The sequence below is a fragment of the Silvimonas soli genome (genome assembly GCF_030035605.1).
Taxonomy (GTDB): Bacteria; Pseudomonadota; Gammaproteobacteria; order Burkholderiales; family Chitinibacteraceae; genus Silvimonas; species Silvimonas soli.
In genome coordinates this window covers 2,410,122-2,431,730 of record NZ_CP106736.1, presented here as the reverse complement: position 1 = coordinate 2,431,730, position 21,609 = coordinate 2,410,122, and the positions used below count along the sequence as shown (strand labels likewise).

23 protein-coding genes and 1 tRNA gene are annotated in these 21,609 nt (G+C 56.8%); 19 read left to right on the top strand and 5 right to left on the bottom strand.

Annotation, left to right across the window (positions count from 1 at the left end; genetic code table 11):
* Positions 1–26 precede the first annotated feature (26 nt).
* The 4 genes from N7220_RS11245 to N7220_RS11230 all read right to left on the bottom strand — a co-directional run bounded on the left by N7220_RS11245 (position 27) and on the right by N7220_RS11230 (position 3,565).
* A complete protein-coding gene (locus N7220_RS11245; protein WP_283147614.1) occupies positions 27–1,175 on the bottom strand; it encodes a GNAT family N-acetyltransferase in 1,149 nt (382 codons plus the stop codon).
* Between the two features lie 5 nt (positions 1,176–1,180).
* Positions 1,181–1,762 (bottom strand): thioredoxin family protein, encoded by a 582-nt coding sequence (locus N7220_RS11240; protein ID WP_283147613.1) that lies wholly within the window; start codon positions 1,760–1,762, stop codon positions 1,181–1,183.
* A gap of 121 nt (positions 1,763–1,883) precedes the next feature.
* Positions 1,884–2,714, bottom strand: coding sequence for an undecaprenyl-diphosphate phosphatase (locus tag N7220_RS11235; protein WP_283151432.1), 831 nt, complete (start codon positions 2,712–2,714; stop codon positions 1,884–1,886).
* A 413-nt stretch (positions 2,715–3,127) separates the two neighbouring features.
* Positions 3,128–3,565 carry a DciA family protein gene (locus N7220_RS11230; protein WP_283147612.1) on the bottom strand — a complete coding sequence of 146 codons (438 nt, stop codon included), beginning with the start codon at positions 3,563–3,565 and terminating at the stop codon, positions 3,128–3,130.
* A gap of 48 nt (positions 3,566–3,613) precedes the next feature.
* Between N7220_RS11230 and N7220_RS11225 the strand changes: the two genes are divergently transcribed.
* The 19 genes from N7220_RS11225 (at position 3,614) to N7220_RS11135 (ending at position 19,149) form a co-directional block, all read left to right on the top strand.
* A complete protein-coding gene (locus N7220_RS11225) occupies positions 3,614–4,513 on the top strand; it encodes a M23 family metallopeptidase (RefSeq protein WP_283147611.1) in 900 nt (299 codons plus the stop codon).
* 310 nt (positions 4,514–4,823) lie between these two features.
* Positions 4,824–7,571, top strand: coding sequence for a preprotein translocase subunit SecA (gene secA / locus N7220_RS11220; protein WP_283147610.1), 2,748 nt, complete (start codon positions 4,824–4,826; stop codon positions 7,569–7,571).
* Between the two features lie 122 nt (positions 7,572–7,693).
* A tRNA-Ala gene (locus N7220_RS11215) sits at positions 7,694–7,769 on the top strand.
* A gap of 192 nt (positions 7,770–7,961) precedes the next feature.
* The gene (locus N7220_RS11210) at positions 7,962–9,200 is read left to right on the top strand and encodes a tyrosine-type recombinase/integrase (protein WP_283147609.1); all 1,239 of its coding nucleotides are present in this window, start codon (positions 7,962–7,964) and stop codon (positions 9,198–9,200) included.
* 100 nt (positions 9,201–9,300) lie between these two features.
* Positions 9,301–9,822 carry a hypothetical protein gene (locus tag N7220_RS11205; RefSeq protein ID WP_283147608.1) on the top strand — a complete coding sequence of 174 codons (522 nt, stop codon included), beginning with the start codon at positions 9,301–9,303 and terminating at the stop codon, positions 9,820–9,822.
* A gap of 87 nt (positions 9,823–9,909) precedes the next feature.
* Positions 9,910–10,164, top strand: coding sequence for a helix-turn-helix transcriptional regulator (locus tag N7220_RS11200; protein ID WP_283147607.1), 255 nt, complete (start codon positions 9,910–9,912; stop codon positions 10,162–10,164).
* 10 nt (positions 10,165–10,174) lie between these two features.
* Positions 10,175–10,510: a helix-turn-helix domain-containing protein gene (locus N7220_RS11195; RefSeq protein ID WP_283147606.1), complete on the top strand. Its 336-nt coding sequence runs from the start codon at positions 10,175–10,177 to the stop codon at positions 10,508–10,510.
* On the top strand, positions 10,507–10,677 hold the full coding sequence (locus tag N7220_RS11190) for a hypothetical protein (RefSeq protein ID WP_283147605.1): 171 nt from the start codon (positions 10,507–10,509) through the stop codon (positions 10,675–10,677). The genes N7220_RS11195 and N7220_RS11190 overlap by 4 nt, the downstream gene beginning before the upstream one ends.
* 293 nt (positions 10,678–10,970) lie before the next feature.
* Positions 10,971–11,117, top strand: coding sequence for a hypothetical protein (locus N7220_RS11185; RefSeq protein WP_283147604.1), 147 nt, complete (start codon positions 10,971–10,973; stop codon positions 11,115–11,117).
* Positions 11,114–11,353, top strand: coding sequence for a hypothetical protein (locus tag N7220_RS11180; protein ID WP_283147603.1), 240 nt, complete (start codon positions 11,114–11,116; stop codon positions 11,351–11,353). The genes N7220_RS11185 and N7220_RS11180 overlap by 4 nt, the downstream gene beginning before the upstream one ends.
* On the top strand, positions 11,350–11,646 hold the full coding sequence (locus tag N7220_RS11175) for a hypothetical protein (protein WP_283147602.1): 297 nt from the start codon (positions 11,350–11,352) through the stop codon (positions 11,644–11,646). The genes N7220_RS11180 and N7220_RS11175 overlap by 4 nt, the downstream gene beginning before the upstream one ends.
* 69 nt (positions 11,647–11,715) lie before the next feature.
* A complete protein-coding gene (locus N7220_RS11170) occupies positions 11,716–14,403 on the top strand; it encodes a DUF3631 domain-containing protein (RefSeq protein WP_283147601.1) in 2,688 nt (895 codons plus the stop codon).
* Positions 14,400–14,810, top strand: coding sequence for a hypothetical protein (locus N7220_RS11165; protein WP_283147600.1), 411 nt, complete (start codon positions 14,400–14,402; stop codon positions 14,808–14,810). The genes N7220_RS11170 and N7220_RS11165 overlap by 4 nt, the downstream gene beginning before the upstream one ends.
* Complete coding sequence (locus tag N7220_RS11160; protein ID WP_283147599.1) at positions 14,807–15,001, top strand: ribbon-helix-helix domain-containing protein; 195 nt, start codon at positions 14,807–14,809, stop codon at positions 14,999–15,001. Before N7220_RS11165 ends, N7220_RS11160 begins: the two co-directional genes overlap by 4 nt.
* A gap of 70 nt (positions 15,002–15,071) precedes the next feature.
* Positions 15,072–16,031, top strand: coding sequence for a phage protein (locus N7220_RS11155; protein WP_283147598.1), 960 nt, complete (start codon positions 15,072–15,074; stop codon positions 16,029–16,031).
* A gap of 550 nt (positions 16,032–16,581) precedes the next feature.
* Complete coding sequence (locus N7220_RS11150; protein WP_283147597.1) at positions 16,582–16,953, top strand: hypothetical protein; 372 nt, start codon at positions 16,582–16,584, stop codon at positions 16,951–16,953.
* 530 nt (positions 16,954–17,483) lie between these two features.
* On the top strand, positions 17,484–17,990 hold the full coding sequence (locus N7220_RS11145) for an ImmA/IrrE family metallo-endopeptidase (protein ID WP_283147596.1): 507 nt from the start codon (positions 17,484–17,486) through the stop codon (positions 17,988–17,990).
* Positions 17,983–18,627: a hypothetical protein gene (locus tag N7220_RS11140; protein ID WP_283147595.1), complete on the top strand. Its 645-nt coding sequence runs from the start codon at positions 17,983–17,985 to the stop codon at positions 18,625–18,627. Before N7220_RS11145 ends, N7220_RS11140 begins: the two co-directional genes overlap by 8 nt.
* Before the next feature lie 375 nt (positions 18,628–19,002).
* The gene (locus tag N7220_RS11135; RefSeq protein ID WP_283147594.1) at positions 19,003–19,149 is read left to right on the top strand and encodes a hypothetical protein; all 147 of its coding nucleotides are present in this window, start codon (positions 19,003–19,005) and stop codon (positions 19,147–19,149) included.
* A 93-nt stretch (positions 19,150–19,242) separates the two neighbouring features.
* On the opposite strand, the gene yicI is transcribed toward N7220_RS11135, so the two are convergent.
* On the bottom strand, positions 19,243–21,564 hold the full coding sequence (gene yicI, locus N7220_RS11130; protein WP_283147593.1) for an alpha-xylosidase: 2,322 nt from the start codon (positions 21,562–21,564) through the stop codon (positions 19,243–19,245).
* Positions 21,565–21,609 lie beyond the last annotated feature (45 nt).

Sequence of the window (21,609 nt, the reverse complement as noted above, 5' to 3'; positions counted from 1 at the left end):
GACGATCGGTCTTTTTCTGACAGCGCTCAAGTTCGCCGGAACGGATGTTGGGCCGCCAGCGCTTCGGCCCATTCATCGACGGCCTGGCGCTCATTGGCCAGGAATCGCCCCACCGCATTGGCAAAACGTGGATCGGCCAGCCAGTGGGCCGACCAGGTGGTGACCGGCATGAATCCCCGCGCCATTTTATGTTCGCCTTGCGCGCCACCCTCAAACGTATCCAGGCCGTGTTCCAGCGCAAACTCCAGGCCCTGGTAATAACACAGTTCAAAATGCAGTCCTGGCGCAAAGCCGGCGTCATCCCATTGCGCACCCCAATAGCGCCCATATAGCGCGTCCGGCCCGACCAGATCAAATGCCGCTGCCAGAGGTTGGCCGTTGCGAGAGGCAATGATCAGCAAGCAGGCGTCTGGCATTGCGGCATGAAGTTGCTTGAAGAACGCCAGATTGAGATACGGTTGGGAGTTATGTTCCAGATAGGTATTGGCGTAGCAGCGCTCAAAAAACGCCCAGTCCCGCGCGGTAATGGCCGTGCCGTGTTTGCGCAGAACTTCAATTTCGCCATCCGGTCCATGCAGGGCTTTGCGGCGTTCTTGTTTGATTTTTTTGCGCTTGTCGTGATTCAGGCTCGCCAGAAAATCATCGAAGCTGTGCCACGCTGGATCACGCTGCCAGTGAAACTGGATTTGCTCGCGCAACTGCATGCCGCATTCGCCAGCAAACTGAGCCTCTGTCGGCGTGGGGAAAAGAATATGCAGCGATGAATCACCCAGCTCCCGGGTGACGCCAATCGCCGCCTCAATCAAGGCTCGCCGGTCTTCATCGTTTTCGGCCAGCAACCGCGCACCCGGCAGCGGGCTGAACGGCACCGCGCTGATCAGTTTGGGGTAGTAATCCAGGCCGTGCTGTTCGTACGCGCGGGCCCAAGCCCAGTCGAATACATACTCACCCCAGGAATGGCTTTTGCGATAAAGCGGCATGGCGCCGACCAGTTGCCCGTCGCGCCATAAGGTCAGATGACAAGGCTGCCAGCCCGCTTGCACATCCACACTGCCGCTTTGTTCCAGTGCCTGCAAAAAAGCGTGCTGCAGCGCCGGATGCGTGCCGGCAAGCCGATTCCACGCATCGGGCTGGATATCTTCTATCTGATCGAAAACGCGCAGTTCTGTGGCCAAGCGCGTCATGCCTTGCCGAAGTAGTCGGGCTCGTTACCGGCTTTCCATTTGATATTGCAGCCCATGCCAGGAATTTGCTCCGCCAGCGGAGGCTTGCCAGCCACCAATGCATCGACCGCACGCAGGATATCCTGACCGCTTGGCTCGCCCTGATTGGGGCGGCTGCTATCAAACTGCCCGCGATAAACCAGTTTCAGGTGCGCATCAAACAAGAAGAAGTCAGGCGTACACGCGGCACCAAAGGCTTTGGCGGCGCTTTGCGTTTCATCGTACAGATAGGGAAAGGTGTAACCCAGTTCTGCGGCAGTCTGGGCCATTTGGATCGGGCCATCGGCCGGGTAGGTATCGGCATCATTGCTGGAAATACCCAGCATCCCCACGCCCAGTTCGGCCAGTTGGGCGCCCAGCGGCGCCAGCACCGGGTTGATGTGTTTTACATAAGGGCAATGATTGCAGATGAACGCCACCAGCAAGCCGCAATTACCGCCCTGGTCACCAAGGGTATACGCCACACCATTGCCATCAGGCAGTGTGAACTCTGGCAGCGGGGTGCCCAAAGGCAGCATGGTGGAAAGGGTTCTGGCCATGGGATTCGCCTTGTTGGATCAACTGGATTGATCCTCCCATTTTAGCCGGATGTCATGACGCTGGTGGGCTACAGTTGCGTTGCAATGTGCCAGACCCACCGGCGTCATCAGGATTGCTCGGTCAAACCGACCATTGCACCAGGCCGGTCCAGGCCGTGAGCAGCACAATCAAACCAAAAGCGATGCGATACCAGGCAAAAGCGATAAAGGTGTGATTGGCAATAAAGCGCAGCAAAGCCCGTACCGCAATGAATGCGCTGATGGCCGCGGCAATGAAACCGACTGCGAAAATCCCCGCATCGCCCGCGTCCAGCACGTGACGCAGCTTCCACAGACTATAAAGAGAAGCCGCAGTCAGCGTGGGAATGCCCAGAAAGAACGAGAACTCGGTTGCCGCCTTGCGCGACAAGCCAAAAAACAGGCCACCAATAATGGTTGCGCCAGAGCGACTGGTGCCCGGAATCAGCGCCAGACACTGGGCACAACCGATCTTGAGTGCATCCATCAGCGAGATGCCATCGACGGTCTCGACGCGTACACGATGCTGGCGCTTTTCTGCCCATAAAATCAGCAAACCACCAATGATGAAAGCCAGCGCCACGGGCACCGGCTTGAACAGATACGCCTTGATGGTGTCATTGAATAGCTTGCCCAACACAGCGGCCGGAATGAAGGCGATGATGACGCCCCACAGCAGATTGCGTTCGCTACCCGCCCGGCGGGCGCCGCTCAAGGTCTGACCGATTTTGGCGCGGTATTCCCAGACCACGGCCAGAATTGCGCCGAGCTGGATAAATATCTCGTAAACATCACGCTTTTCTTTTTGGTCGGGCAGAAAGTCCAGCAAATTGCCAGCAATGATCAAATGGCCGGTACTGGAAATCGGCAGAAACTCGGTAATCCCTTCGACCACGCCCATGACCAAGGACTTGAACAGCAAAACGGTATCCAGCATCGATATGATTCCCGCGGTTGAGTAATGTTTGTTGTAGTTGGCGGGGATTATAGAAGTGGGCAGCGGCGGTGTGGGCAAAACTTTCAGCACGCTGGCAAATCTGCGAGCGTTGTACCAGGGAACGTGAGCAACGGCGCGGGGTGCAGGATAGAAATCGGGGTTAGCCCGGTTCGGCCAAGAGGCGGCCTTCGGCCCCTGCAAAATGACCGTTCATATAAAAAAGTGAATTTTTACCAATTAGCTTGGGAACTAGATAAACAACCCCACGTCATATCTGGCGTGTGCGAGCAATTCGCGCATTTTTGCTCATCTCCTCCCTGATTAGCGGGCACCTTCTGGTGCCCCTTTTTTTGTCCGCAATTTGCGCCAGGCTAATCAGTTAACACACTAGTTAACACACTAAAAACGAGTTATAGCTTGCGGGACTGATTATTTAGCAAGTTGCGAATCGCAGCAGCCAGCTGCTGATCCTCTACAGTGTCGGCCAACTCGGTAAAAGCATCGCGCGCAGCGCCGCCCATCTTCAAGTCTTTGGCGCGTATGGGTTTTTGTTCTCTGAACGAGCCTTGCACCCGCGGCAGGATTGCGGTAGCTTCCCACCCAGCCCGCGCGAGAGCTTCCAGCAAATCTGGCGCGGCATACCGGATACGGGTGGCCGCTGCCGCGCTGTTCACACCCACAATCAAAGCCTCGCCAGACCACGCCGCGCCCAGACAGGCACGAGCGACCTCTGGCGGCAGTGCTGACTGCAGCGCTTTGAGAATCCGGTTGTATTCGCCCACACGATCGGCAACTTGCCTGAGCGCCCGGTTACGACCGATAAAACCGGTGGTGGAGCTTTTTTTCATATTTCTCGATGTTGCGATGTTTGCAAGGTCATTCAGGGAGCAGTCCCCTTGAATATTATTCTTATTTCAAACCGCTACTCCAGTGCATTACATCTGGGTATCGGTAAGATCGTTGCGCTATTTATCGGACTGACCGTGCTGACCGGCGGGCTGGGCCTGGCCATTGGCATGTCGCTGTCGGGCAGTTCGCCCAAACAGTTGTGGCCATTAATAAAGCCGCTGCGCCAGGTCGAACTCGACGCCATGGCCGTACGCCTGGGCGAACTGCAAGCGCGGTTGATCCGTCTGGATGGTCTGGCGCAGCAAGTCGGCGCCAAAGCGGGTATCGACGTCAAACCGCTCTCCTCCACCGCCCCGGTGCCACGTGGTGGTGTGCAGACCCGCGATCACGCCATGTCTGCCCGCGAATTTTTGCAGCAGCTGAGCACTACCGAAACCGATGCCAGCAATGCTTATGACCAGTTCAGCCTGGCGCAAACCGTCTTGTTGCGCCCTGCAAGTACCATTCTGCCGACGCTGGCACCGCTGACCACCGGCTTGCAGTCCTCCAGCTTTGGCTGGCGCATTGATCCGTTTACCGGGCATCAGGCTTTTCATGAAGGTCTGGATTTTGTGGGCGCAGTCGGCACCCCGATCAAGGCCGCCGGCGCAGGCACGGTGGTCTTTGCGGCCTTCCATCCGCAGTATGGTAATATGGTCGAGATCGACCACGGTAATAACTTGACCAGTCGCTACGCCCACGCCAGCAAATTGCTGGTGAAAGTCGGCGATCATGTTACTGCCGGGCAAGTGATTTCAGAAATTGGCAGCACCGGACGTTCAACGGGCGCTCATCTGCATTTTGAAATCCGCTATCGAGGCGTGGCGCAAAATCCGCTACGGTTCCTCGCGCAAAATACGCAAAACAATGTTGGTACAGTGGCAAGCACCGAGGGTCCGCACGATTAAGCGGCCAGTGGTGTGCAAATAGTGCACTAGTTACTGCGGTCAGGGCTGGAAAACCGGCCATTCGACCTTATCTTGTGCACACGCGTTATGTATCGGTGCGATACTCACGCACGGTTTTGAAGCGGCGGCCAGGGCAACCTGCCCGCCGTTCTCGTAGAATCGCTGGCAATCCCTATGCTGGTCCGGATTATCCCGGAGCCAAGTCTGGCGAGGCTGGTAGGCGGTTCTGATTAGCAAACAGGTCGGTGGCAACATTTGGCACCTGAACAACAAGACAAGCCGCTCGCGGCGAAAAATCTGGTAACAGGAAATGATCTCCAATCTGCTCAAGAAAGTCTTCGGTAGCCGTAACGACCGCCTGCTCAAGCAATACGGCGCAGTCGTGCTGAAAATCAACGCGCTGGAATCCAGATTTCAGTCGCTGTCCGATGACGAACTGCGCGGCAAGACCGCCGAGTTTCGCGAGCGGGTTGCCAAAGGCGAATCGCTAGACGATGTCCTGCCAGAAGCCTTTGCCGTCTGTCGCGAAGGCTCCAAGCGCGCCTTGGGTATGCGTCACTTTGATGTGCAGCTGATTGGTGGTCTGACCCTGCATCAGGGCAAGATTTCCGAAATGCGTACCGGTGAAGGTAAAACCCTGGTCGCTACGCTGCCTGCGTATCTGAACGCGTTGTCTGGCAACGGCGTGCACGTGGTGACGGTGAACGATTACCTGGCCCAGCGCGATGCGGCCACCATGAGCAAGTTGTATAACTTCCTTGGTTTGTCTTGTGGCGTGAATCTGGGCCAAATGGCTCATGATGAAAAACAAGCTGCCTATGCTTGCGACATCACCTACGGCACCAACAACGAATTCGGTTTTGACTACCTGCGCGACAACATGGTGTTCACCGTGGGTGAACGCGTACAGCGCACGCTCAACTACGCCATCGTCGATGAAGTGGATTCGATCCTGATCGATGAAGCGCGTACCCCGCTGATCATCTCTGGCCCGGCGGACGACAACACCGAAATGTATCTGGCGATGAACCAGGTGCCTCCGCAATTGGTGCGCCAGGCAGAAGAAGAAGGCGAAGGCGATTTCTGGGTTGATGAAAAAGCCAATACCGTACTGCTGTCTGAAGCCGGTCACGAAAAAGTCGAGCAGATCCTCACTGGCATGAAGCTGCTGCCAGAAGGCGACAGCCTGTATTCCGCGCAGAACATCAACCTGGTTCACCACCTGTACGCTGCCCTGCGCGCGCACTCGCTGTTCCATCGTGACCAGAACTACGTGGTCATGGATGGCGAAGTCATCATCGTTGATGAGTTCACCGGCCGTTTGATGTCTGGCCGTCGCTGGTCCGAAGGCCTGCACCAGGCCGTGGAAGCCAAAGAAGGCGTTGAGATCAACCAGGAAAACCAGACCCTGGCCACGATCACACTGCAAAACTACTTCCGCATGTACGGCAAGTTGTCCGGCATGACCGGTACGGCCGATACCGAAGCCTACGAATTCCAGCAAATCTACGGTCTGGAAACCGTGATCATCCCGACCAACCGCCCGATGGTGCGTCAGGACAAGCAAGATCAGGTTTTCAAAACCGCCAACGAAAAATACAACGCCATCATCGAAGACATCAAAGACTGCGTATCGCGCGGTCAGCCTTCGCTGGTGGGTACGACCTCGATTGAGCATTCGGAAATCCTCTCCAATCTGCTCAACCAGGCGAAGATTCCGCACAACGTGCTGAACGCCAAGCAACATGCGCGTGAAGCCGAGATCGTGACGCAAGCTGGTGCGCCAGCGCAGGTGACCATTGCTACCAATATGGCCGGTCGCGGTACCGATATCGTGCTGGGCGGCAGTATCGAACGCACCATCAAGGATATCGAAGCCGACGAAAGCCTGGATGCAGCGGCTCAAGAAAGCAAAATTGCCGACCTGAAAGTGTCATGGCAAAAGCTGCACGATCAAGTCGTGGCCAGCGGCGGTCTGCACATCATTGGTACCGAGCGCCACGAATCACGCCGGATTGATAACCAGCTGCGCGGCCGTTCCGGTCGCCAGGGTGACCCGGGCTCCAGCCGTTTCTACCTGAGCCTGGAAGACCCGCTGCTGCGTATTTTCGCCGGTGACCGTGTCGCGTTCGTGATGGACAAGCTCAAGATGCCGGAAGGCGAGCCGATCGAAGCCGGTATTGTCAGCCGCGCTATTGAATCCGCCCAACGCAAGGTAGAAGGCCGCAACTTCGATATCCGCAAGCAATTGCTGGAATACGATGACGTCGCCAACGAGCAGCGCAAAGCCATCTACACACAGCGCAACGAATTACTGGAAAGCGCCGATACTTCAGAAACCATTGCCGCCATGCGCGACAGTTTCTTCCACGATCTGTTCGAGCAATACATTCCGGCGCAAGCCATGGAAGAACAGTGGGACATTCCGGGTCTGGAAAAAGCGCTGGCAGAATTCAACATTCAGGCGCCTGTTGGCGAGTGGCTCAAGCAAGACGCCAGTATGTCGGACGAAGTGGCCAAAGAGCGTGTTGTGTCGCTGGCGCGTGATGCTTACGTGCAAAAAGTGGCTGACGCTGGCGAAGACACCTTCCGCCAGTTCGAACGCGCCGTACTGCTGCAACATCTGGATCAACACTGGCGTGAACATCTGTCGTCGCTGGATCACTTGCGTCAAGGTATCCATCTGCGCGGCTATGCCCAGAAGAACCCCAAGCAGGAATACAAGCGTGAATCGTTTGAGTTGTTCAGCGAACTGCTGACGAGCATCAAGCGCGACGTGGTGCAGATCGTCATGAATGTGCAAGTACGCTCGCAAGCCGACGTCGATGCTGTGCAGCCACAAGCCGTACCGGATGGCGCGCTGCAGTTCCATCATGATGATCTGGCTGCTGTGCTGGCATCGGGTGACGAGGAGCAGATCAAGGCATCGTTGGCTGGCGCAGCCGCCGCAGGTGCTGCTGTTGGCGGTGCCAATCCGTTTGCCGGTGTGGGCCGCAACGACCCATGCCCATGCGGTTCCGGCAAGAAGTTCAAGCACTGCCACGGTCAGATCAGCTAATCGTTCAGCTTGTCTCGCCTCAAACAAAAAGCCCGTCGTTGACGGGCTTTTTGTTGTTCATGCCATGCAGCATGCCAGGCAAACTTGACGCGCAAAAACCAGCTGGCTAGATTCAATGCGACGGGCCGATAGCTCAGCTGGGAGAGCGCCGCGTTCGCAATGCGGAGGTCGTGAGTTCGATCCTCATTCGGTCCACCAAACAGCCATTTCATACCATATCACTACATGCCTAAAGCCCTTGAAAATGCTAGATTCAAGGGCTTTTTTTGCGCCATGACGCGTCGTGCCGTATCATGAAATACCGTCACATCTGACGGTATTTGTGACGGTATTTCAAAAAAATGGAAAATACCGTCATGAAAATACCGTCATCCAGCACCAGAGGCCGCTATGCCGTTATCAGACGTTGCCATCAAGAAAGCCAAACCGGCCACCAAACCGCAGAAGATGCCAGACGCCGATGGCCTGTACCTGCTTGTGGCGGTATCCGGCGGCAAGCTGTGGCGGTATGACTACCGGTTTGGGGGAAAGCGCAAAACGCTGTCTTATGGCGCATACCCTGATTTAAGTTTGGCGCGCGCCCGGGAATGCCACGGTGATGCGCGCAAGCTGCTGGCCAGCGGTATCGATCCTGCCGCATCCAAGCAAGCCGACAAGCTGGCGCGACAAATCGCCGCGGTTAGCTCATTCGAAGCTGTGGCCCGCGAATGGTTTGCAAAGCATCAACCATCGTGGGCCAAAGGCCACTCTGAGAAGGTCATTCGGCGTCTGGAAAAAGACGTCTTCCCCTGGATGGGCAACAGACCAATATCCGAAATCACTGCCCCGGAGTTGCTCGCTACAATCCGCAGAACCGAAAGCCGTGGCGCACTGGATACCGCTCACCGTGCTTTGCAGAATTGTGGCCAGGTATTCCGCTATGCCGTCGCAACGGGGCGGGCAGAGCGTGATCCATCCGGCGACCTGCGCGGCGCACTCCCACCCGCGCGAACCAAGCACTACGCATCAATCGTGGAACCCCAAGGCGTGGCAGAGCTGTTGCGCGCAATGGATGGCTTTAAAGGTACGTTGGTCGTGCAGTGCGCGTTGAAGCTGGCACCTCTCGTATTCACGCGCCCGGGTGAGTTGCGAAAAGCAGAATGGTCAGAGATCGATCTGGAAAAAGGGGAATGGAATATTCCTGCAGAACGAATGAAGGGCTGGCTACGGAAAGGCATCACAACGCCTCACCTTGTCCCGCTCTCAAGTCAGTCGTTGGCAATACTGAAAGAGCTTCATGCGCTCACCGGGCACCGTCGCTATGTGTTTCTTGGACGCGACCCGCAAAAGCCAATGAGCGAGGCCGCCATCAATGCCGCATTGCGCCGCATGGGGTATGACACCAAAGAAGACATCACTGGCCACGGTTTCCGGGCGATGGCCCGCACGATCCTGCATGAAGAACTGGGCATAGAGCGGGATGTAATCGAGCACCAACTGGCCCACAGCGTGCCGGATGCCCTTGGCACTGCATATAACCGCACCAAGTTCATTAAAGACCGGCGCTCAATGATGCAGGTATGGGCCGACTACCTGGACAAACTCAAGTCAGGCGCTGACGTAATACACTTTCCAGCAAGAACCGCTTAAACGAGTTTGCTGCGCCTAGCCCGACGGGGCGAAAACCGGGAACCGTTGCCCGGCTGGCGCAGCATCCAATAACAAGGGATGACGCTTACAAGGTGGCGTTATGAGTGGCAACCGAATTGACGATGACGATGATGATATTTTTCTCGGGGTGCGACAGGAATTAGAGAGATTTAACGCCCGAGGCGAACGGTTATCTGCTTACTGCCAGCGCCTAGACATTACTCCGCAGCAAATGCGGCTAGCGCTGGAAGATTATGAGCGAATGCGGATTTTGAGCAGGCGCACACTTGATCGATTCGTTGACATCGCGTCTAGCATTCCGCAGATTGTAAGCGAGTTTGAAGACCTTGAAAGCAAGAAAGCGAAGCGATTAGCCGAGAAACGGCATGCGCCGCACTATCAACTGCGGAAGGAAGCTATAGGCTTGTATCAATCCAGGAATTGGAAATCCATGAGGCAGGCAGCAAAAAATATTCGAGGTCCTCTGGAACGCAGGGCCGATCAGTTGGGGGTAAAGCTATCCATCGATAATATCGAACGAACAATTTACGACTGGATACGCGATTTCGAAAAATCATTACGTTTGCAGGCAGACGTAATACATCTGCCAGATGACGTATAACGCCAGCGGGCAAGCGATCTAATCACCGTTTTCAGCATGTTTTAACTTGGCGCCATTCCTTCACCACAACCCACTGCGGGGCTACGAATGGCACAGCAAACTACTTCCACCGCTAATCGTGCATCCAACGCACGGTTTCACGAGCAATACGGCGCACTCCCGGTGACTGGGTATGTGCGCCAAGCCCAGCTAATCCCGGCAATTCTTCCCTTCTCCGCTTCCAGTCTGTGGCGCATGGTGCGCGGGGGCAAATTCCCGGCACCGGTGAAGCTTTCCGAGCGGGTAACAGCGTGGCGTGCAGAAGATGTGCGCGCCTGGATTGATTCCCGCTTGGCAGCATAAGGGGGCGATCATGAAAAAGAAAAACCGCCACCCGGTTTCCCAAAGTAGCGGCGCAGTCAACAACGCCAATTCTAAGCAGCCGGTTGTATCCGGGCAATGTGCCGAGGTGCTGGAACTACTGCGCAAGCGTGGCCCGACCATATCGCTTGAACTTACCGCCAATTGCGCCATCCCCGAGACTGCTGCGCGGGTGTATGACCTGCGGGCCAAGGGCTGGAACATACAAACAGTCATCGAGCCGGAGGTGGTGTTCCGTGGCCGCATTCGCCGCAATGTCGCGCGTTACTCGCTGGGTGTTCCTGAGTGGCCTGCGCCTGGCTTCTTTGATGGGGAGGCCGCAGCATGAACCCGTTACCCTTTTACGCTGTGGATTTGCTGCTGACCGCAAAGGCTGTTCTGGATGCCGCTGGCGGTAACGTCCAACCGTGCATGGATGAGCTATATGCCGCCGTGTGCGCGTTTGAAGTTGCCATGCCCAAGCATGAGGGCGAAATTGTGGAGCGCCTGCCGTGAATCTCCATTTCTCATCCCCCCTTGCACATCAACCAGCGCCAGCATATCCTTGGCCTGTCGCGGTAAGTCCCGCGACCGGGTTTGGCGACCTGACTACTAAGGCGGACAACCGCCTCCCTGGCGGATTTTTTTCGTCCGTACACCGCTATTGGTGCGCCCAGTTCATGGCGAGCCGTAGTGGGGATACCTTCGGGTATGCCGGTTTCCTTAGTGCCGGTTCGCCAACCCCGCTACGTGCTTGCCACCCCCGTTTGGCGACGGATGGCAGGCATTCCACTACTAAGGAAGCCACCATGCCTAACGCCCTCATTGCGCCCGTCGCGCACGCCTTTACCGCTGTTTCTGCCGTTCTCGCTTATGCCCACCGTCCTGCTGCTGCCGTGCTGGCGCTGCTTGCCGGTTTGGTCTGCATTGGCATTGCCGGGAGGGCCGCGAAATGAACCGCCAAGCCTATCTCGATCAAATTGACCAGCTGTGCCTGACCCAGTGCCACGCAAAAGGTCTGGCCATGCTGCTGGAGCTGTATTCCGACTTGCAGAACAGCGACCCGGTGAATATGCCGGTGGCGCTGCCCTCGGACGATGCCCGCGTTGCCGGGTTTGGCCTGCTTTACCGCCTGCTCGATGAGATCAGCGAGCAGGCGCATGTACTGGGACAAGCGGAGGTGCGGCAATGAGCGCCCTACGTTACGTTCTCACCCAAGCGCAGAAGCTGGACAGCTTGTCTGCTTCTGAACTGTCATCGCTGGCCACCAATGCCGATACGGCTATCGTCAACGGACTGATCGGGCTGCAGGCGATTGGCGATCTGGCCATGAGCTACCCCGACGATGTGGGCGGCGATCATTCCATCCTGACCGGGCTCGGGTTCTTCCTGCAGGACTACGCCAACCTGCTGATCGACCTGCGCAACATCGAAATCAACGCCACCGAACTGGCCAGCCGCGCCAGACCCACACCGGAGGCCTGACCATGAACAATCGTTCTATCCGCTTCAGTGCGGAGGCCCCAGCTCAATCTGCATTTGCCGGAGGTCGCCATGAATGCGCCCCAAACCTTTGAAACCGTAGATCGCATTCAAGCCGCGCTGGCCCATGTTGCCGCCGATGACCGGGCGGTGTGGTATCGCATGGGCATGGCCATAAAAAGCGAACTGGGCGAAGCCGGTTTTGCCCTGTGGGACAACTGGAGCCAAGGCGCAGACAGCTACAACGCCAAGAGCGCCAAAGCCGTCTGGAAAGGCATCAAGGAAACGGGAGGTGTAACCATTGCCAGCCTGTTTCATGAGGCCATGCAGCACGGCTACAAACCCGCCACGCCGTACACGCCGCCGACACCCGAACAGCGGGCGACGCTCGATGCCGAACTTGCCGAAGCGCAACGGCTGGCCGATGAAGACCAGCGCCAGCAGCGTGAAGCAGCCAAAGCCAAGGCCGCAAGGCTGTGGGAAACCGCGGGACCGGTACTGGCCAGCCATCCATACGTGGTCGCCAAAGGCATCAAGCCGGTGGGCGCGAAGCAGTTGCGAAACATGCTTGTGCTGCCGTTGCGCGTGGGTGGCGATCTGGTGAACCTGCAATTCATCGGTGAAGACGGCAGCAAGCGGTTCTGCACCGGTGGCCAGGTCAAGGGTACGGCATTGGTGTTGGGCCAGCTCAAGGGTGCAACCGAAGCCCTGTTATGCGAAGGCTGGGCGACTGGCTGCAGCCTGCACGAAGCCACCGGCCTGCCCGTGGTGGTGGGCTGGAATGCAGGGAATCTGCCTGTCGTGGCAGAACGCCTGTCCAAAGGTTTGCCATCGCTGGCGCTGATTGTCGCTGGAGATTGCGATGCATCCGGCACCGGCCAGCAAGCCGCGATCAACGCTGCCAGAGCGCACGGCAATGCCCGCTGGTGCATTCCAACGTTCACCGACGAGCAGCGCCAGCAATGGGCCGATGCGGGCAAAGGTGCGCCCTCTGACTTTAACGACCTGTACCAATTGGCCGGGCTGGATGCCATGCGCCAGCAGATCGAGGGGGCAAAAGTGTCAGACGTTGCGTATGTAGAGGCAAAAGGGAGTGAGGGTAATTTAAAGGAAATTTCAAGGTCAGAAGCTGCATTTGTTGCGGGTGTAAAGGGAAACGCGGTTAGGGGTGATTTAAAGGAAAATTCAATACCAGACACTGCAGATATGCCATTGGCAGGCTTGCCCGATGCCGGTGACGAAGATGCTTACCTGATCCATCTGGCCGGACTGAAACCGTTGGCCTATGCCCGCATCCGCAAGGCTGCTGGTGAGGCCTTGGGTGGCATCCCGTTGGGCATCCTCGACAAGCTGGTTGCGGCAGCACGCAAGGAGTTGCTAGCCGAATCCGGCGATACCGAAACCAGCGGCACCAGCGTGATATTTGATGACGTGGAGCCATGGCCGACACCGGTCAACGGTGCTGCCGTGCTGGATGATGCCTTTGCCCTGCTGTGCCGCTATGTCATTGCTGACCGGGAAACCCTGCGTGCTGCAGCTTTGTGGTGTGCGCTGACGTGGTACGCCGATTACGCCACGGTATTGCCGCTGGCGCTGATTACCGCACCGGAGAAGGGCTGCGGCAAATCGACGCTGCTGGCTGCGCTGGCGAAGCTGGCCAGCCGTCCACTGTGGGCATCCAACGTCACACCCGCCGCCTTGTTCCGGGCTGTGGAACACTGGAAACCGTCATTGTTCATTGATGAGGCCGACACCTTCATGAAGGACAACCCGGAGCTGGTGGGCGTCATCAATTCCGGCCACACCCGGGATACGGCCTATGTCATCCGAACGGTGGGCGACAGCTTTGAGCCAAGGCAGTTTTCTACGTGGGGACCCAAGGCCATCAGCGGTATCGGCGCGCATGGCGTAGCAGAAACCATAACCAGCCGGTCTGTCGTGCTGATGATGCGCCGCAAGCTGCCAGGCGAACGTTGCGACAACCTGCGCCATTGCGACCGTGACGCCTTCCATATGGTCAAGCGCCAGTTTGCCCGCTGGGCCGACGACCACGGCGAAACCTTCGCCCATATGCGCCCCACACTGGACGGCCTGAGCAACCGCACCGCCGACAACTGGGAGCCGCTGCTGGCGATTGCCGATCTGGCGGGCGGGGAGTGGCCACGGCTGGCAAGACTGGCTGCACACAAGCTGACCAATACCGAAGACGAAGCACCGAGCTTCAACGAGGAGTTACTGGGCGATATCAAGTCCGTGTTTGAGCGCATGGGCATTGACCGCATCAGCACCGCCCAGTTGATCGAGGAGCTTTGCCGGGACGAAGAATCCGCTTGGGCGACCTATAACCGGGGCAGGCCACTTTCCCCCCGCCAGCTATCCAAACGGCTGGGCGAATTTGGCATTGTTTCCAACTCGGTGCGCATCGGTATCAATACCCCAAAAGGGTATCGGCTGGATCAGTTTGCCGACGCATTCACGCGTTACCTGCTCAACCCCCCTTCTCAATCCGCAACACCGCCACAAGCCAATAACGGCGCGGGTTTCAGCGATTTTCATATCCGCAACATCGAGGGAAATGTTGCGGATAAAAAAGAAGCTAGATCAAGCACTGACGCGGGTTGTGGCGGTGTTGCGGATAGAAACCCCCAAAGCGGTGGGAAAGTCGAAAGCGAAGCCGAAAAAGACTGGCTGGCAGATTACGATCAGGCGGAAAACGTACCCGCTGCACGTGACGATTCCGAGTGGGAGATGACGATATGAACGCCGCCCAACTGATCGACTACGCCACCAGCACCGGCCTGCTTCTCTCTGTGAAAGGTGATGTGCTGAAACTGAGCGGAAACCGGGTAGCGGCGAACGATGCGTTTATCCGTGACCTGCGCCAGCACAAAGCAGAGGTGATCGACATTCTGGTGCATCAGCCAGTACGTGCCGTGCTGCCCTATGCGCTACATGGTGGCGGCGGTGGCCAGATCATCGACCCGGACGGCCTGCTGTCTGCCGTCGCCGAACTGCACCAGAGATACGGCAAGCGCCTGAATCTGGAAAGCCTTGCCACGTGGTTCGAGCAGCGCGTGACGCAGGTCTGGCCCGTCAGTGACCACTGGCAGATCGAACAAGAACGCACGGCACAAACCGCCCTGCAACAGGCAAGGGAGGTGCAATGAGCAAGTTGCGGAGGTTCAACGGGCAAGCGGTCACACGGCTGATAGTGTCCGTGCCCCTAGACACCTTGATGCAGATTGATGCCCTGATTGGCTACCCGTATGGCGGGAAGCACCCGGCCAAGGGCAACAGGTCTGAATTTGTGCGTCTGGCGCTGCTGGAGAAACTGGAGAGGGAGATGCCGATGATCTGATGATTAATACACCAGTACGCGCGCGTGCGCGAGGCACCCACCCACGACTTTGAATTTACGAGGCTTCACGATGAGCACACCACAATACCTACGCAAGGCATCACTTCTGATTGGCGATGACAAGGAAGCGCTGGACTTGTCGCAACTTCGATTCCGGTTTGCGATTCACCGCGGGGATAGCAAAACCCCAAACAGCGCAGATATCCGGGTTTACAACCTGTCGGATGAGACCTGCCAGAAGATCCAGAAAGAATTTACGCGAGTAGTGCTGCAGGCTGGGTACGAGGAGAATTTCGGGCTTATCTTCGATGGTACTACGGTGCAATTCCGGCGTGGTCGTGAAAGCCAGACCGACACTTATCTGGATATCACTGCGGCTGATGGAGACCGGGCATATAACTTCGCGGTGATGAACATGTCGCTAGCGGCCGGGGCATCAGTTGATGACCAGATAGCAGCAATTATTCAGTCGATGGTGCCGCATGGGGTAACGCTCGGCTACAAGCCGCCCGCGCTCACTGGCAACACACTACCGCGCGGAAAGACCTACTTCGGAGCCGCCAAAACTTACCTAGATGACTTAGTAAAAACCATCTCAGCTAAATGGAGCATTCAGGACGGCAAGGTGGAGATCATTCCGCTGGACGCCTACATACCTGGCGAGATTCCAGCCGTTACTGCTGCAACCGGCATGGTTGGGCTGCCCGAGCAGACTCAGAACGGCATCAAGGTGCGCATGCTGCTGAATCCGGCGATCCGGATTGGCCGCCTGATCCAGCTGGATAACGCCAGCATTCAGGAACAGCGGTACGGCGTTAGCGCCGAGAACCTTAAAGCAAACAACATAGCGGCCAGGCAGGGCAAGAAAGACAACAACGGACGGTATTACATCATGGTGGCCGAGCACTCAGGAGATACGCGTGGCAATGAGTGGTACACCGACGTGATTTGCTTGGCGACTGACGCGTCTGTGCCGCTGGCGCTCGTGGATAAGGCTTCCGCCATTTCACCGATCAAGGCATTTGGCTAGACGGGTGCGGGCGCTGAATCGCGCCCGCTTGTTCCTCCCACCAATTATTGCCCGCTATCGACTTGTCCTTTTGCTGCAAGCTCTTGGTCGACGCAGGTCTTCAATATCTGGAAGCTGTGCCCAGCAGCATCTGCAACCTGGCTGCACTATGTTGCTACCCGCTTGGGGATACTCATTGTGGCCACTGCATTCGCAGCTTCCCTCTCTTGTCCGCGGCAAGCCTGCTCTATCTGATAGCTGCCGCCCACTGCGTCAGATACCGATTTGCAGTAGGTGTTTATGACCTGCATTTGTTGGTCTGCAACGCTGGCGCTATCGGTGGAATCGGCAGCTGGCTGGCATCTGCGGGTTGCGTCGTTTTAACAGTCGGCTGCACGGCTGGCGTGGTCTCGACCACTGGGGGCCCAAGACTAAAACCGGCAAGGAGGCCAGTAGTCAGAATGCGCGGGTGCATGGCATACGCAGTGCAGGAGAGATCGAGGACAGGAAGCGATAACGCTATCATGCGCAGTGCAAGGGACTGCCTGGGGAAATTACGAAGGTGAGCAAATTGACCGAATTGGCATTTACATTTCACCTCAATGAGAATGGCGTGGAGCAGGACAAGCCTCTGCTATACCTGTGGGAAGTTTATGACGCATGTTCTGGCGAGCTGTTACACAGCTATGTGGGGAAAGCCAAGGGCGGTAGCAAACGCCCACTGAAGCACTATCGGCGCAACGTATTGAATCTGCTACATGGCCGTCCCTATCGCAGGGGTAAGCTCGACCAGTTCAGGGCCTCGCATCGGGCCCTCGCTGAGGCAATACTTCAAGGCCATCAGGTCGTACTGACTCTTCTGCGAAACGTGGAGCTAGCCGACATCAATAAAGCCGAGCGAGAGGAAATCATGCTTCGCGCACCTGACTTGAACCGGGCTTGATTGCGCGCGCGCGAGGCCCGGCCACAGTGTCGGGTTTTTCGTTGCTTGGTGGGAACAACTGCCAGCAGCGGCGTGGGAGCGTAAAACGGCGCCAGCAGCCTGAGTTTTGCAAGCCCATAAAAAAGGAAATGCAGTCATTGCGAAAACACCCCATGAAAGGGCCGGTCAGGGCGCACGAGGCAGACGATTGGTGCGAGTGCATGCGTTTGCGAAAACTCACCCCATGAATTCGGATTTATGCCGAGGGTTTCGAAACACCCCAAACGGCGCAATGGCTTGTATTTACTGGCTTTTGTAGGACTGACTGGCTGGAGTTATTAAACGATAAAGCCGAACGTTTGCATCCGTGCTGGCATACCCCCTCTTGCTGGCGCTGGTTGCCCACCAAAATGGCGAATATGGAACGGTATGGAACGCGGTTTAACGGCTTGGAATATGCAAAATTGCAATTTTGATCGCATCTAGTCCATACTGGCAGCATCGTCAATAGGCCCGCATCGCGCGGGCTTAGCCATGTAGAAAATAGGGATATGGAAGCTGTAGAGGGTCGCACCCACCTTTCTGCCAAGGATGTACTAGATAGATACTGGGACCGTCGCGTTCCGGTAGATGTCGTTGCGATTGCTCGCGCCATGGGCGCAGAAATCAAAGAAATCTCGCCCTTTGATCGGCTAACAGGCTATATCTGCCGTCAAGACAATGGCGGGATTGAGATTGGCTACAAGCTCACCGATCCCGAAGTACGCCAACGTTTCACAGTTGCGCATGAAATCGGGCATTTAGCCTTAGGGCATCTAACGGACCAAAGCGAGCGTTACCGTGACGATGTCGCGAGCTTTTTCAGTGGCGTTAAGGACCCAAAAGAGGTCGCCGCAAACAAGTTCGCGGCAGCGCTCCTCATGCCTAAAGTAGCGATTGACTGGGTACTAGCAAATAAACCTAACATTTATAGCGTTGAGCAGATGGCTGAGATGTTCAATGTTTCAAGTGCTGCAATGGGTTTCAGGCTTGATGCATTAGGAATCAGACTTGGCTGAAGCGAATAACCCAGGAGGTGTTGATCTTTCAGCACCTAACGCAGGGGCTGGCCACACGCCCTCCAAGACAGTGACGATGGGCGCTTGGGACCGATTTAAAGCCGCATTTTACCCTCCGATACCAAGCAACTTTGCGATTCCGAATCAGGAAGCTTCTGATCTATGGGTTGCAAGGTGTATGCGCGTCATCGTGGCTACAGCGGCGCTTATTTTCGTCGCCGCCATGACCTTCTACTTTATCCGCTTTGTTGGCACGGTAGCGGATTACACCATGCAGCGCGCGAAACTGAACGAGGTGGAAGCAGCATCTCACCGGGAAGCGCCTGCATCCGACGTGAAGGTCGTGACCGCACAAAAAACGTCTATTGTTTCCGCAAGCAAGGTTGACGAGCTAAAGCCATCCCCAGCCTCTGGTTTTGATTGGCACATACTGTTGATTGGTTCTGAACTGATTATCCCGCCGACATTGCTCCTATTTGCATTGTTGAAGCGCGTGTTTGAACGAGCTCCCACAAAAGAAAAAGAAAAGGGCGATGACGATGAAAGCGAAACCCCGACCACCGAGGGCGTCGGTGAAATCATGAAAGGTGTCGGTGAAATCATGAAAGGTGTCACCGAGCTGATAGCCAAGAGATAGAGTCAAGTAGATACCAAGCCCCGCAACTGCGGGGTTTTGCTTTTCCATTTTCATACGCTCATGGCGCAACGCTTGTTTTCGAAAACCGCCCATAAATGAGGCAAGCGGGCGCGGCCTGACGGTATTTTTGACGGTATCAAGCCATATGAAAATTTCTGGAACAAGCAATGGTGCGGGTTACAGTTGATAGTTCGATAGCCATTCGGTCCACAGTTTTTGATTTGTAACACGAAAATACCCAAGGTATGCGCAAGCCAGCGGATAATGCGGTCCAGTGCAAGCCGTATCCAGTGACTTGATGCGTTTGCCCCCGTGAAACCGTCACGTGAAGCACACAGGCCCGCCGTGAACAAATCAAACCTTGCCCGAATCGCCATGCATCGCGCCTCTCATGTCCGCATCTGGCGCTTGCTTCAGGAAAAGAAAGCCGTTCAGGCCGCGCAATTGCCTCCCCCTCCTGCCGAGCAATCCACCCAGCCCGAAGCGGATACCTTCACCATTCCCTTGCCTTGGGATCACTGATTCATCGCTTGCGCGGTGGTGGTGTGAATGTCCAGACGCAAAAAAGCGGCAACCGATAGGCTGCCGCTTTTCCACATTCCCGCTGGCGCCCGGTTAGAGAGCCAGGGTCAGCGGCAGCTTTGCCGCAGGAATCCTGATACGCAAACCCAGTGGCGTGCTTTCCGTCTCCAGTGCCGGGGAACTGGCCAGCGTCGGCACATTGCGCAGCACCAGTGTCAGGTCTTGTGCTTTGCCGGTTTGTTCCACGCTCAGGGCATTGCCTTTCCGACTTACCTTCACGGTGTTGACCGTCGCGCCCTGCAAGTCACGCACCGTTGCCGTAGCAACGTGCCCGTCTTTTAGCGCAAACAGATGCAGTTCGCTCTGCGTGGCGTAGTCGTAATCCGGCTGTTGATCGTTGGTGCCCAGCGCCAGCAAGGTGTTCGGGCGCACGTACAGCGGCAGGCTCAAAAAGCTGTGCTGTTCGCGGTGCCAGCGGCCACCGACAATCTCCTTGTTGCTGAACAGATGCGTCCAGCGGCCTTCTGGCGCGTAGAAGTCGACATCGCCCGTCGCATTGAATACCGGCGCCACCAACAGCGAATCACCCAGCATGTACTGGCGATCGAGATAATCACAAGCCGGATCATGCGGGAACTCCAGCATCATGGCGCGCATGGTGGGCGTGCCGGTGGTGGCTTGTACCGATGCGTCATACAGATACGGCATCAGACGCGATTTCCACTCGGTAAAGTGGCGCACCACCGCCACGGCCTCATCGTCGAACAGCCAAGGCACCCGATACGATTTGCTGCCATGCAGGCGGCTGTGGCTGGAGAGCAAACCAAACGCCGACCAGCGTTTGTAGACATCGGCGGGGGCGGTGTTCTCAAAGCCACTGATATCGTGGCTCCAGAAACCAAAGCCACTCAAGCACAGCGAAAGCCCGCCACGCAGCGTTTCCGCCATCGATTCGTAGGTAGCGCTGCAATCGCCGCCCCAGTGCACCGGCAGCTTCTGGCTACCGACTGTGCCGGAACGGGCAAACACCACCGCTTCGGCCGCGCCACGTTTTTCGACCAGTACGTCAAACACCACCTTGTTGTACAGGTAGCTGTAGTAGTTGTGCATCTTCTGCGGGTCCGAACCATCGTGGTAAACCACGTCGGTGGGGATGCGCTCGCCGAAGTCGGTCTTGAAGCAATCCACGCCCATATCCAGCAAGCGGCGCAGATGCCCGGCGTACCACTCGCACGCGGCCGGATTGGTGAAGTCGACAATCGCCTGACCGGGTTGCCATTTGTTCCACTGCCACACATCGCCGTCGGGCTTTTGCAGCAGATAACCCTTGGCTTTGCCCTCGGCAAACAGCGGTGACGGTTGCGCGATATACGGGTTGATCCACACGCAAATTTTCAGGCCACGCGCTTTCAGCCGCGCCAGCATGCCTTGCGGATCGGGGAAGGTTTCACGGTTCCACTCAAAGTTGCACCAATGGAAAGCCTTCATCCAGAAGCAGTCAAAGTGGAACACATGCAGCGGAATATTGCGTTCGGCCATGCCATCAATAAAGTGATTGACCGTCGCTTCGTCGTAATCGGTAGTGAATGAAGTGGTCAGCCACAGCCCGAACGACCAGGCCGGAGGCAGCGCCGGGCGTCCGGTCAATTGCGTGTAGCGGTCCAGCACCTCTTTCGGTGTCGGGCCGTCGATCACGTAATACTCCAGCCCCTGGCCTGGCACGCTGAACTGCACCTTGGTGACCTTCTCGCTGCCCACTTCAAACGAGACGTTCTCCGGGTGATTCACAAACACGCCATAACCGCGATTGGTCAGATAAAACGGGATGTTCTTGTAGGCTTGTTCGGTGCTGGTTCCACCATCGCGGTTCCAGCTTTCCACGGTCTGGCCGTTCTTCACGAAAGCGGTGAAGCGCTCGCCGAGGCCATAGACATTCTCGCCCACACCCAAGTCGAGGCGCTCGAACATATACGGAGCGCCATCCTGATTGCCATCGGTCAGATGGCCGCAACCGCGAAAACCGCTACCGGTAATCCGCTGCTCACCACGCAGAAAGTCCACCGCCCAATCGCCGGTTTTGGCGATGCGCACGGTCAGCGAGCCGCTGGTCAGCGTCGCTTCGGTAGCGGTGTTGGTGATCTGCACCGGCACACGTTGGCGGTTCACTTCAAAATGCGGGCCTGTATCACGCCCCCCCTGGAAATGATCGACGCGCACGCCAATGACACCGTTCTGCGGCGAGTGGATACGAAACGCGAGCAGACCCGTATCCAGCTGCGCGCCACGCCCGGAGACGTCGCGCGGGGCGGCGTAGATCAGCAGTTCATCGTCCAGCACATCCACGCTGTGGATTTGCACCGCGTACAGGATGTTCAGACCTTCGCGGATCAGCCAGTTACCGTCACTGATTTTCATGTTGGAATTCCGTTTTGTTGATGCCTGACCGGAAACGTTTCCGGT